Below are 12,465 nucleotides of genomic sequence, written 5' to 3'. Positions count from 1 at the left end.
ATGCATCCGTTTTTTCAAGAGTTACAACAGGGTAGTCAAAAATTAGGTTTATCGCTTAGCGATGAAGCTTTGGCATTATTGTTAAAGTATCAAGATGCTTTGGTACTTTGGAATAAAGCATATAATCTGACAGCAATTCGTGATCCGAAAGAAATGTTAGTGAAGCATTTGTTGGATAGTCTAAGTATTTTAAATGACTTACCTGAAGGTAGACTACTTGATGTGGGTACAGGTGGTGGAATGCCTGGCATGATTATTGCTCTTTGTCAGCCACAACGCCAATGTGTTCTTTTAGATTCTAATGGTAAAAAAATTCGTTTTTTGAAGCAATTTATTGCTGATCTAAAATTGAGTAACGTTGTGGCAGTGCAAACACGTGTTGAGAATCAAGATACAATTGATGAGCTTGGCCAGTTTGACGTCATAACAAGTCGAGCTTTTGCTTCTTTAACGGACTTTGTAGATGCAGCTCAGCCATATCTTCATCAGAGCAGTATAATCGCAGCGATGAAAGGTGTAGTGCCAGTTGAGGAAATTGAGCAGCTCAAGCAGGACTTTTCATGTAAAGTGATTGAACTGCGCGTACCAAGACTTGATGAACAACGTCATTTACTTTTACTTCAACGTATCTAAATAAAAAGTATTAAGGTTACCATGGCTCAAATTATTGCGATTGCAAACCAAAAGGGTGGTGTTGGTAAAACAACGACTGCAGTAAATCTTGCAGCGTCTCTAGCTGTATTAAAAAAACGTGTATTACTTGTAGATATGGATTCACAAGGTAATGCTACGATGGGGTCTGGTATTCAAAAGAACGATCTTTTGTATTCAATTACAGATGTTCTTCTTGGCGAAGTTCCAATTGAAACAGCCATTCAAAAAGCAGAAGTTGGATATAAAGTTCTAGGCTCAAATCGTGAGCTTTCAGGTGTAGAGCTCGCTATCGCAGAGCAGGAAGGTCGTGAATACATTCTAAAGAATGCTTTGAATGAAATCAGAAACTCATTTGACTATATCATTGTGGATTGTGCTCCAAGCTTGAGTTTGATTACTGTCAATGCTTTGGCGGCTGTAGATAGTGTAATTATTCCCATGCAATGTGAATATTATGCGCTAGAGGGTTTGGCTGATTTAACTCAGACTATTGATCGTATTCAAAAAGCACTCAATCCTGATTTAGAAATTATTGGTGTATTACGTACGATGTACGATGCACGAAATGCTTTAACACGTGATGTGTCTGCAGAACTAGAGCAATATTTTGGCAAGAAACTTTATGATACTGTTGTTCCACGAAATGTCCGCTTAGCAGAAGCACCAGCACACGGTTTACCTGTTATCTATTTCGAAAAAAGTTCTAAAGGTGCAGTTGCATACTTAAATCTTGCAGCTGAGATGTTAAAGAGAAGTAAAGTGAAGAAAGGAAGTAAAGTATGAGCATCAAAAAACGCGGATTGGCTAAAGGACGTGGTTTAGATGCATTACTTGGTTCAATTCAAAAAGAAAAACTACAACTGGAAGCGCAGGCGTTAGACCACGGACAGTTAAAGCAAATTGATGTGAATTTACTGAAACGTGGTGAATATCAACCACGTCGTTTTATTCATGAACATGATTTACAAGAGTTAGCATCTTCTATTGAAAAACATGGCGTGATGCAGCCTATTGTAATCCGTCCAGTTGATGATGAAACACATCCATATGAAATCATTGCCGGTGAGCGTCGTTGGCGTGCAGCTCAACTTGCGGGCTTAACCGAAATTCCTGCAATTGTTCGTGATTTAAATGATCAGGTTGCAATTGCATTAGCGTTAATTGAAAACATTCAGCGTCAAGATTTAAATCCAATTGATCAAGCAATAGCTCTACAACGCTTTCATGATGAATTTGGTTTAAGTCATCAGGAAATTGCCGACACAGTTGGTAAAGCACGCACCACTGTCAGTAATCTACTGCGCTTATTGAGTTTAGCTGATGATATTAAAGATTTCATGCAGCAAGGGCAGCTTGATATGGGGCATGCTCGAGCAATTTTGACATTGAAAGGTAAAGATCAATTAGAAGTTGCTAAAATTGTAATCGAGAAAGGATTGTCCGTTCGTCAAACAGAGCAATTGGTGCGTGATAGAAGTGAGCCTAAGCAGGAAAAGGAAAAAGCGCCTGTAGCACCAGATATTGAGCAATTGACACAAAAATTATCAGAGCGTTTTGGCGCTAATGTAAAAATTGATCATAACCAAAAAGGTAAGGGTAAACTTGTTATTCATTATCATACCTTGGATGAGTTAGATGGCATTTTAAATATTTGCTTGCCAGAATAATTTGCAGTTGGGTCATGTATTTCTAATTTTATATTCTTGGGGAAGAACATATGTGGGAACTTGTGAGAGCGGGTGGCTGGTTGATGCTGCCCTTAATTCTATGCTCAATTTTAACTGTTGCGATCAGTATTGAACGTTTTGTTCGGTTAAGACGTTCACAAGTTCTACCCGAAGCATTAAGCGGTAAGAGCTCTTTAAGAGCTGAAGATATAGTGGAAAGTTTAGAACAAAATGTAGAAGTGCAAAATAGTGCATTGGGACACATTTTAAAAGCAGGCTTTGAGCATCGCGAACATGGTGAGCAATTTGCTCGCGCGCAAATGGAAGTTGCTGCTTCTCAAGAAATTTCCTATTTAGAAAAAAATATTAATTTCTTGGGCACTTTAAGTGCTGTAGCGCCGTTACTCGGATTGCTTGGCACTGTGGTGGGAATTATTGAGTCATTTCTTGTGATTGATTTTGGATCGGCTGGTAGTCCAAGTTTAATGATCCCTGGTATCTCTAAAGCATTAATTACCACGGCTGTTGGAATGTTAATTGCAATTCCTGCTCTAATTGCTTATCGGTATTTCCAAAGAGTAGTGCAAGATTATATTGCTGAATTAGAACAGCAATCGACCTTGTTTCATGCTTCATTGTTCTATAAACGTTCTTCGTCTGTAGCTGAACACCGCCGTGTTGGTTAAGAGGTGGACGCCAAATGAAGTTTAAACGTTCTCAAGTTGAAGACATTCATATCAATTTAACGCCTATGATTGACTGTTTGTTATTCATTTTGGTTTTTTTATTGCTGTCGACCACTTTTAATCAGCCAAGTCGCATCAATTTAACATTACCAGATGCACAAGGTGTTCCACCAAAACAGTACGATCATAAAATTGAAGTCGTGGTAGACTCTGCTGGTCATTATGCTGTGAATGGTCAAGCGCTTTCATCTAAAGAGGTTGCTGATCTGAGTACTGCAATTAAGCAAGTTGCTCAAGAGCACCGTGACTTTATGTTCATCATTGCTGCGGATGCCAAAGCGTCTCATCAGGATGTTATTCGCGTTATGGATGTGGCAGGACAACTCGGTTTTGTTAACATCAATATTAGTACCAAAGTTCCTTCTAGAGGTTTTTCTGAGTGAATCAAGATTTTAAGGTTTATACGCGTCTCTTAGCCTATTTAAAACCTTATTGGGGCGTGGCCTTATTAGTACTTATCGGGTTCGGTATTAACTCAGCAACAGAAGTTTCCGTTGCTAAATTGATTAAATTTATTATTGATGCAATCCAAAACAGTAGTAGAGCAGATTTGGATTGGTTCCCGTTATTAATTATTTTATTAGTATTCTTCCGCGGCTTAGGCCTATTTATGGGCGGCTACTATACTGCTGTGATTTCCCGTAGTTTAGTTTTTAGTATTCGTCAGGAAGTTTACGCCAAACTTTTAAGACTCCCAGCACAATATTACTTAGATAACTCATCTGGCCATATTACTGCCAAAATTATGTATAACGTTGAACAGCTAACAGCTGCTTCTTCAGAATCATTAAGAACCATTGTTAGGGATGGGATGATTACTATTGGACTATTAGGCTATCTGTTCTATACCAATTGGCGTCTTACCTTATGCGTTTTTGTGTTTTTACCAGTAATTGGTGTATTGGTACGTAAAGCTTCGAAACGTATGCGAAAGCTTTCGTTACAAGTTCAAGATACGATGGGTGATGTGAACCATGTTGTCCAAGAAAGTATTAATGGTAATGCTGTAGTAAAAACTTTTGCTGGTGAAGAATCTGAACAAAAACGTTTCTATAAGTCATCGGAAGAGAACTTAAAACGTGGTTTAAAAATGGTGATTGTACAAAACCTGAATAGTCCTGTTGTTCAGGTGGTAATGGCTTGTGCTATGGCCCTTATTGTATGGTTAGCTTTGCGACCTCAGATTTTAGGTAATACAAGTGCTGGTGAATTTGTAGCCTATCTTACCGCTGCTGGTCTATTAGCAAAACCAGTTAAAAGCTTGACTGATGTTAATGAAAAGTTACAACGTGGTTTAGCAGCAGCTCATTCTGTTTTTGAATTACTAGATTTACCTGAAGAGCAAAATAATGGTCAATTGAAGCCTAAATTAAATGGTGCAATCCGTTTTGATCATGTGACATTAAATTATGCTGATGGTGTAGCAGCTATTAAAGATTTTTCTTTAGATATTCTCCCAGGTCAAACAGTAGCATTGGTTGGTCGTTCAGGAGCTGGTAAAAGTTCATTAGTGAATATGTTGGTACGTTTTCAAGAAGTATCGAGTGGACAAATCTATTTAGATGATTTGCCAATTAATAATATTGAACTTTCTTGTCTGCGCACGCAAATTGCAATGGTAAATCAACAGGTTATATTGTTTAACCGTACTGTTCGTGAAAATATTGCATATGGTCAGTTGGAAGGCGCATCAGATGAAAAAATCTATGCAGCGGCAAAAGCAGCCTATGCACATGACTTCATTATGAATTTGCCAAATGGTTACGATACTGTTTTAGGCGCACAAGGTTTAAATCTATCGGGTGGCCAGCGTCAACGAATTGCAATTGCTCGAGCAATCTTAAAGAATGCTCCAATTCTAATTTTAGATGAAGCTACAAGTGCTCTCGATAATGAATCTGAACATTTTATTCAGCAAGCATTTGATGAAGCGATGCAAGACCGTACAACGATCGTTATTGCACACCGTTTATCAACAATTGAAAATGCTGATCGTATTGTAGTGATGGATCAAGGGCAAATCGTTGAGCAAGGTACTCATAAAGAGCTTCTTGAGAAACATGGTGCTTATTATCAATTACATCAGCGTAATTTTGAGGATAACTAAGCATGTCATTGGCCCAGCTGATCCAGAATGCATGGAATAAGCAATCAAGTTGGTTGATTGCTTTACGTCCATTATCTTGTTTGTATCGTGCTGGGTTTCTATTAAATCGTAATTTTTATACTGCGGGTTTAAAGAAAGTTTATAAGGCACCTGTACCTGTCATGGTGATTGGTAATATTACTGTAGGTGGAAGTGGCAAAACCCCATTATTAATACAACTGGTGAATTATCTACAACAGCATAATGTCAAAGTTGGGGTCATTAGCCGTGGATATGGTGGTATAGGTCCTTTTCCAATGTTGGTTACTTCGGGTGCTCAAGCAACTCAGGTTGGAGATGAGCCTGCATTAATTGTTCAATCGACAAGTGTACCAATGGCAGTGGGGCCTAATAGGCAGGCTGCAATAGAACTTTTATTAGCATCAACATCAGTAGATTTAATTATTAGTGATGATGGTTTGCAGCATTGGGCATTGGGACGACAAATCGAGTGGATTGTACTTGACCAAAATCGAGGCTTAGGAAATCAAAAACTATTACCTGAAGGATATTTGAGAGAGCCAGTTGAGCGTTTAGAAACTGGAACAGTAATTGCACATGCTTATAAACCAACTACAAAATTAAATATGCATCTTGAGACTGGGCAGCCATATTTACTCAATCCTTCGCCAAGGGACGAACACCGTTTTAATCCTCAAAGTAATTATCACGCTGTAGTGGGTATTGGCTTTCCACAGCGTTTTTATCAAACACTTAAAGATTTAGGCCTGAAACAATTTCAAGAACATGCGTTTCGCGACCATCATGATTACTCAATCGATGATTTAATTTTTAATGATGAACTGCCACTTATTACAACTGAAAAAGATGCGGTTAAATTATTGCCATTGCTTGAAAAATATCCAGAATTTAAACAGCCTATTTGGGTTGTTCCTGTTAAAGCTATCCTGTCTGTAGAGTGTTATCAGGTTTTAAAGCAGCAACTGCAACAACTTGATATCCAATTATCTTAGGAAGAAAAAATGAAACACATCGTCATTCCAGCACGCTTCTCAAGTTCGCGTTTGCCAGGTAAACCATTGTTGCTTATTCATGACCGTCCTATGATTTTACGCGTAGTGGATCAAGCCAAAAAAGTCGAGGGTTTTGATGATCTATGTGTGGCAACAGATGATGAACGTATTGCTGAGATTTGTCGTGCAGATGGTGTAGATGTTGTTCTTACAAGTCCTGATCATCCATCAGGAACAGACCGATTAAGTGAAGTTGCGCGTATAAAAGGTTGGGATGCTAATGACATTATTGTAAATGTTCAGGGAGATGAACCTTTATTGCCAGCCCAACTTGTTAAGCAAGTTGCAAAACTTTTGGTTGATAAACCAAATTGTTCAATGTCGACGTTGTGCGAGCCTATTCATACCTTAGATGAATTTCAGCGCGATAGTATTGTAAAAGTAGTCATGTCTAAACAAAATGAAGCCTTATATTTTAGCCGAGCAACTATTCCTTATGATCGGGATGGAGCTAAACATGATGAACCGACTTTACATACACAAGCATTTCGTCATTTAGGTTTATATGCGTATCGAGTGAGCTTATTACAAGAATATGTGAATTGGGATATGGGTAAGCTTGAAAAATTAGAAAGTCTTGAACAATTACGTGTTTTAGAAAATGGACATCGTATTGCGATTGCTGTTGCTCAAGCAAATTTACCACCTGGTGTAGATATTCAAGCTGATCTTGATCGCTTAAATAATATGCCAGTCGAATCTTTTGAATAAGCGTTAATTTTTAATGAATCCGAATGTAACTTCAAAGATTTATCCTTGGCAGAAAACAACTTGGGACACCTTAACAACAAGGTTTCCCAATATTGGACATGGTCTGTTATTTTATGGCAAGGAAGGCTGTGGGAAACATGCTTTTGCTAAGCATTTCTTGGCTTGGGTGCTTTGTCTAAATAAGCAGCCTCATGGTGCTTGTGGTGAGTGTAGCAGCTGCCAATGGTTAAAATCGGATACTCATCCAAATTATGTCCATATCACAACAGATGAAGAAAATAAAAAGCAAAATGCAAAAATAAAAATCGAAAAGATTCGAGATTTGCTGCCTTTTGTGCAACAAACAGGAGAGGGTTGGCGCGTTATTCTTATTGAACCTGCTGAAGCTCTAAACTTGGCATCTTCAAATGCGCTATTAAAAACCTTGGAAGAACCAGGTGAGCGCGTTGTTTTAATTTTATTGGCCGATCACTACCTTAAATTACCAGCCACTATTCGTAGCCGATTGCAGCACTTTGCTTTAGATCGCATTTCATATGAGCAGGCTACTTCATATTTGAATGAGCATTTATCTGAAATTGCAGAAGTCCAACCTGATTTATTACTTGGTCTATCTAATGATATGCCTTTACAAGCCATAGAAATTGCAAAAAGTGATTGGTTTACTAAACGACAGATTTTCTTAAATGACTGGCTAAAAATTGTAGCTCAAAAAAATATGCCTTTATTTTTCTCAGGAAAATGGCAAAAAGAATTAAGTTTTAGCGATTTTATCGTACTTTTTGAGTACTTGTTGGGAGATTTAATTTGTGTCAAGCTAAATCAACCGCAGAAAAATACAGATTTAGATTTTGATCAATTAATTCCATATTACGATTTGGAAAGCTTATTCAATATTTATAGTGAACTACAACAAGCAAAAAAGCTTGTTGAGCAAAATGTACAAAGTCAACTTATTATAGATCAATTGTTTATAACGTTAATGAATGTTTAAGGGGAAGATTATGCAGCCGCAAATGGGGGGGATTATTCAGGTAAATATTCCTGATAGAGCTACTTTACAAGCAAGCTATATGGGATATGTGCAAGGTGGAGGCCTATTTGTACCATCAAAACAAAAAGTAAAAATGGGACAAGAAATTTTCATTTTAGCTACTTTGCCTGAGCAGTCTCAAAAAATTCCTCTTACGGGTAAGGTGATTTGGATATCGCACAAGCAGAGTGGATTTAAACCTCAAGGTTTTGCTATTCAATTAAGTGGAGATAAGGGAATTTACTATAAAGCTGAGGCAGAAAGAGTTTTGGCTGGTAGTATGTCTCTAGATCGTCCAAGTTATACCATGTAATCAAATAGGATAGAAAAGTGTTTGTTGATACGCATTGCCATTTAACGATGTTAGATTTAACGCCTTATAACGGCGATCTGGACCTTGCGCTTGCAGCAGCGCGAGCAGAAGGTGTGTCTAAATTTATGGCAATATCCGTTGATCTTGATGACCACATTGCACTAGCAGAGATTGCAAAGAGACATGAAGACGTTGGTTATACAGTAGGTGTTCATCCTTGTGAAGATGCCGATACAATGGCTCGTGCCACGACCGAATACTTGATTGAATTGGCTCAGTCGAAAAAAGTATGGGCTCTGGGTGAAACTGGACTGGACTACTACCACAGTACAGATTTTGTTGAAGAGCAAAAGGCATGTTTTGCAAGACATATCCAAGCTTCGAAAATTGTAAAAAAACCGGTTGTCGTTCATACGCGTTCAGCAAAGCATGATACGGTAGATATTATTCGTGCTGAAAACTCCACTCATGGAATTTTGCATTGTTTTACCGAAGATTGGGAAACAGCAAAGGCTGTTCTGGATTGTGGTTATTACATTTCTTTTTCAGGTATTGTGTCATTTAAAAATGCACAAGACTTGCGTGATGTAGCTAAACAAGTGCCATTAGATCGTCTTTTAATTGAAACAGATAGCCCTTATTTGGCACCTGTTCCATACCGTGGAAAAACAAATGAACCAAAATATGTACCTTATGTAGCCAAAGCGCTCAGCGATGTATATGATAAATCGGTTGAGGAAATTGCAATGATCACCTCACAAAATTTTGAGAACTTGCTAAAAGCGATTTAAGTTATAGAAACTATATAAGAGAGTAATTGCGTGAAGATGGATCGTCAGGCTCAGTTCCGAGCAAGAGAAGTATTAATATTTCAGGTTGCGGAGCAATTATTGCTAGAAAATGGCGAAGCCGGAATGACACTTGATGTCTTGGCTGCTGAGCTTGATTTAGCAAAAGGAACTTTGTACAAACACTTTCAAAGTAAAGATGAATTGTACATGCTGTTGATTATTCGTAATGAACGTATGTTACTCGAAATGGTTCAAGATACTGAAAAGGCCTTTCCAGAACATTTGGCCTTTTTTATGCTGCATCATTTACACCATCCTGAACGGACAGTTTTATTTCATCAAATTGAGGAAAAACTTTCGATTACAGCTCAAGGTGTGCATCACCTTTTTAATGAGCTTTATCAAGTGCGTAAACAGCGATTACGAATTATCATTCGCATGACAGATCACTATTTAGAATCGATTCAAAGCAATATGACAACTCGAGATTATCTGGCTTCTATTTGGTCGTTAACTCATGGTGCAGCAGCTATTCTCAACTCAAGTTTTTACCAACGCTATTTAGGTTCACGGGACACCTTAAGAGTGGCTTATATTGATCAGGCATTAGCCTTACCTAAACAAACTGCTGAGCAATATGCTTAATAGGTCGATATGAAATCTCAATCACCGCCTAAATCACAAAAAGGTTTTACCCTCATTGAAGTGATGGTGGTGATTGTTATTATGACGATTATGACCTCTCTTGTTGTACTTAATATAGGTGGGGTTGATCAAAAGAAAGCGATGCAAGCAAGAGAGTTATTTTTGCTTGATGCACATAAAATTGGTAAAGAGTCACTTGATCAGTCTCGTGTTTTAGCTCTATCTACTATGAGTGAAACTGACGTTTCTCCATTTTCTTATGAGCTGTATGAATACCACGATCAGAGTAAATTACAGGTACAAGATTTAAAAAACCGTTGGCAGAAATACCCAGAATTTACTACGCGCGAATTGCCTAAACATGTATCGTTTACAGTACAACCTCTAGACGGTCAAACCTATTCAAAAGCTACGAATACAGATTTAATTGGCGGGCAGGCTCCGCAGTTAATCTGGTTTGGAAATGGTGAAGCTAAAACAGTTAAAATACAGTTTTACTTTGAACAAAAACCAATTGGTTCAGAAATACAGATTGATCATTTGGGTAAAATAAATGAAATCTAAAGGCTTTACTCTATTAGAGGTAATGGTAGCTTTAGCAATTTTTGCGGTAGCTGCCGTCGCATTAACTAAAGTGGCCATGCAATATACCCAATCTACCTCAAATGCAATTCTTAGAACAAAAGCTCAGTTTGTGGCTATGAATGAAGTTGCCTTAATGGAGATAAATCAAGAATGGCTTCAAGGTACTCAAAGTAAGCAAGTTACTTCTCAAGGTGAAACCTGGCAGATTGATAAATCTGCTGAATCTACAGTCAGCCCGAATGTTCAGAAAGTAGATTTGCAAATTAGCTTATATGATTCTGATAAAGGGAAAGTTCAAAATGGTATTACCCACTTGGTATTTTTTAATTATCCAATGAAAGCAAAATAATGATAAAAAATAAATATCTTCGCTCGAGAAGTCCAGTTTCTCATCTTGCTGCACGATCGGAGCAGATGATGAGAGGTTACTCCGAGCAAAGCTCTTCGTCTTGCGCTCAGACAAAGCGTGGCTTTAAAGACTCTCACACTCGAAACACAGTTTCTCGTCTTACGGCACGATCGAGCAGTGCTCGATTAACTCGTGCCTCAGGATTTACTTTAGTTGAGCTTTTAGTCGCAATTGCAATTTTTGCTGTTCTATCTTTGTTGGGCTGGAAGATCTTTGATTATTTATTAAAAGTCCGTGATCGTAATGCACAACACGAAGTACAGTTATTCGAATTACAAGATGCTTATCAACAAATTTTACGTGATACGTTGCAAATTATACCTTTATCGGCTAATCAAGGCGGGCAACTACGTCCAGCCTTAGAACTTGATAATCAAGTTCTTCACTTTAGTAAGGCTGGTGTTACGGATCCCTTAAAACAAGGGTTGTCACCTTTTGAGCGTATCGAATATCGATATGATCCTGATCAAAAAAAGCTTTATCGCCTTAAATATAGTAATTTAAATACTTCAAACAGAGAGCAACCACTATCAAGTACGCTGTTGAGCCAAGTTGAACAATTTCAAATTATGGTGCTAACGCCTCAAGAAGTGACAAAGTGGCCAGAAATTAATATTGATCCCACAAAACCTGAAGAATTTAGAAAGTTGCCGAAAGGAATAAAAATACAACTTACAGTTGCCGGTGTAAGTTATGAGTGGATTTATAGCTTAAATCAAGGTGATTTATCGCTCTCCAATAAAGGAGTGGGATAGTGTTGCATTATAAAAAAAGCCAGCAAGGCGTTGCTTTGCTCACCATTCTAATTATGGTTGCTTTGGCTACAATTTTGGCTGCCTCTATTGCAAAGCATCAAACTAATACCATGGAAAATACTGGCTATTTGATGCGTCAAAATCAGTCATTACTCTATGCAAAAAGTGCAGAGGCCTTTTTTTCTGAATTATTAATTCAAGATGCAAATAATGCTGGTGGCGTTGATCATTTAAAAGAAACATGGGCACAGCCGATGCCACCTTTTCCAATAGAAGATGGAACAGTATCAGGGCGTTTACTGGATGAGTCAGGCAAATTTAACCTAAACAATTTGACGACGAATGAAGGTAAGGTAAACGAAGCTGCTAAAAATTGGTTTGAGCGATTACTTGTACGTGTAGGCTTGCCAGCAGAATTAAGTCAAGCAGTCATCGATTGGCAAGATCCAGATGACGAACCATCTGGGCCTATGGGTGCTGAAAGCAGTTATTATGAAGGTCTTGATCCTAGCTATTTAGCTTCAAATGCTAAATTTCATCGTATTGAAGAGTTAAAATTAGTAAGAGGGTTTGATGGTAAGAAATATGATTTAATTGCTCCTTATATTTCTGCATTACCTGAAAATACAAAAGTGAATATTAATACAGCCTCGCCATTAGTTCTGGCGAGTATTGATCCAAAATTAGATTTAGGGGCGGTAGAAAAAGAGCTCCAGATGCGCCAACAAAATTTAAAATTCTTTCAAAATGTTGATGAATTATGGCAATTGAATGCTTTTTCAACAGTCGACACTCAAAAGAGAACTGAAGTGAATAGCTTGTTAGATGTAAAGTCGAGTTTTTTTCAAGCACAAATTGAGGTCGTGCTAAATAATCGGAAAAGACAATTTACAAGTGCACTAATGCGTAATGATAAGCAGGTTTATGTTTATTCTAGAAACATGTCACCATTTAACTGATTGAAAAATTTTAGTTT

At 37.8% G+C, this 12,465-nt stretch carries 16 protein-coding genes; all 16 read left to right on the top strand.

Annotation, left to right across the window (positions count from 1 at the left end; genetic code table 11):
- The 16 genes from rsmG to gspK are packed head-to-tail and all read left to right on the top strand — an operon-like array spanning nucleotide 1 to nucleotide 12,448.
- Entirely contained in the window at nucleotides 1-633 is a 633-nt protein-coding gene (rsmG, locus tag AOLE_RS10930) for a 16S rRNA (guanine(527)-N(7))-methyltransferase RsmG (RefSeq protein WP_003651451.1), read from the top strand.
- Nucleotides 634-654: 21 nt separating this feature from the next.
- Nucleotides 655-1,437, top strand: a complete 783-nt coding sequence (locus AOLE_RS10925; protein WP_013198089.1) for a ParA family protein — start codon at nucleotides 655-657, stop codon at nucleotides 1,435-1,437.
- The gene (locus AOLE_RS10920) at nucleotides 1,434-2,321 is read left to right on the top strand and encodes a ParB/RepB/Spo0J family partition protein (RefSeq protein WP_005304694.1); all 888 of its coding nucleotides are present in this window, start codon (nucleotides 1,434-1,436) and stop codon (nucleotides 2,319-2,321) included. Before AOLE_RS10925 ends, AOLE_RS10920 begins: the two co-directional genes overlap by 4 nt.
- A gap of 50 nt (nucleotides 2,322-2,371) precedes the next feature.
- The gene (locus AOLE_RS10915) at nucleotides 2,372-3,007 is read left to right on the top strand and encodes a MotA/TolQ/ExbB proton channel family protein (protein WP_013198088.1); all 636 of its coding nucleotides are present in this window, start codon (nucleotides 2,372-2,374) and stop codon (nucleotides 3,005-3,007) included.
- A 14-nt stretch (nucleotides 3,008-3,021) separates the two neighbouring features.
- The gene (locus tag AOLE_RS10910; RefSeq protein ID WP_004642621.1) at nucleotides 3,022-3,450 is read left to right on the top strand and encodes an ExbD/TolR family protein; all 429 of its coding nucleotides are present in this window, start codon (nucleotides 3,022-3,024) and stop codon (nucleotides 3,448-3,450) included.
- A complete protein-coding gene (gene msbA / locus AOLE_RS10905; RefSeq protein ID WP_013198087.1) occupies nucleotides 3,447-5,174 on the top strand; it encodes a lipid A export permease/ATP-binding protein MsbA in 1,728 nt (575 codons plus the stop codon). The genes AOLE_RS10910 and msbA overlap by 4 nt, the downstream gene beginning before the upstream one ends.
- A 2-nt stretch (nucleotides 5,175-5,176) precedes the next feature.
- Complete coding sequence (gene lpxK / locus AOLE_RS10900; protein ID WP_013198086.1) at nucleotides 5,177-6,187, top strand: tetraacyldisaccharide 4'-kinase; 1,011 nt, start codon at nucleotides 5,177-5,179, stop codon at nucleotides 6,185-6,187.
- 9 nt (nucleotides 6,188-6,196) lie between these two features.
- Nucleotides 6,197-6,958 (top strand): 3-deoxy-manno-octulosonate cytidylyltransferase, encoded by a 762-nt coding sequence (kdsB, locus tag AOLE_RS10895; RefSeq protein ID WP_013198085.1) that lies wholly within the window; start codon nucleotides 6,197-6,199, stop codon nucleotides 6,956-6,958.
- 13 nt (nucleotides 6,959-6,971) lie between these two features.
- Complete coding sequence (locus AOLE_RS10890) at nucleotides 6,972-7,952, top strand: hypothetical protein (RefSeq protein WP_013198084.1); 981 nt, start codon at nucleotides 6,972-6,974, stop codon at nucleotides 7,950-7,952.
- Nucleotides 7,953-7,962: 10 nt separating this feature from the next.
- Nucleotides 7,963-8,304, top strand: a complete 342-nt coding sequence (locus AOLE_RS10885) for a PilZ domain-containing protein (RefSeq protein WP_003651467.1) — start codon at nucleotides 7,963-7,965, stop codon at nucleotides 8,302-8,304.
- Between the two features lie 17 nt (nucleotides 8,305-8,321).
- Nucleotides 8,322-9,095, top strand: coding sequence for a TatD family hydrolase (locus AOLE_RS10880; protein WP_013198083.1), 774 nt, complete (start codon nucleotides 8,322-8,324; stop codon nucleotides 9,093-9,095).
- A gap of 36 nt (nucleotides 9,096-9,131) precedes the next feature.
- Nucleotides 9,132-9,740, top strand: coding sequence for a TetR/AcrR family transcriptional regulator (locus tag AOLE_RS10875; RefSeq protein WP_013198082.1), 609 nt, complete (start codon nucleotides 9,132-9,134; stop codon nucleotides 9,738-9,740).
- A gap of 9 nt (nucleotides 9,741-9,749) precedes the next feature.
- Nucleotides 9,750-10,304 carry a type II secretion system protein gene (locus AOLE_RS10870; RefSeq protein ID WP_013198081.1) on the top strand — a complete coding sequence of 185 codons (555 nt, stop codon included), beginning with the start codon at nucleotides 9,750-9,752 and terminating at the stop codon, nucleotides 10,302-10,304.
- A complete protein-coding gene (gspI, locus tag AOLE_RS10865; RefSeq protein ID WP_004792732.1) occupies nucleotides 10,294-10,674 on the top strand; it encodes a type II secretion system minor pseudopilin GspI in 381 nt (126 codons plus the stop codon). Before AOLE_RS10870 ends, gspI begins: the two co-directional genes overlap by 11 nt.
- Complete coding sequence (gspJ, locus tag AOLE_RS10860) at nucleotides 10,674-11,489, top strand: type II secretion system minor pseudopilin GspJ (RefSeq protein ID WP_013198080.1); 816 nt, start codon at nucleotides 10,674-10,676, stop codon at nucleotides 11,487-11,489. Before gspI ends, gspJ begins: the two co-directional genes overlap by 1 nt.
- Nucleotides 11,489-12,448: a type II secretion system minor pseudopilin GspK gene (gene gspK, locus AOLE_RS10855; protein WP_013198079.1), complete on the top strand. Its 960-nt coding sequence runs from the start codon at nucleotides 11,489-11,491 to the stop codon at nucleotides 12,446-12,448. The genes gspJ and gspK overlap by 1 nt, the downstream gene beginning before the upstream one ends.
- Nucleotides 12,449-12,465 lie beyond the last annotated feature (17 nt).

Source organism: Acinetobacter oleivorans DR1 (assembly GCF_000196795.1).
GTDB lineage: Bacteria > Pseudomonadota > Gammaproteobacteria > Pseudomonadales > Moraxellaceae > Acinetobacter > Acinetobacter oleivorans.
The sequence above is the reverse complement of the archived record's forward strand: the minus strand, read 5'-3'. Positions and strand labels throughout refer to the sequence as shown.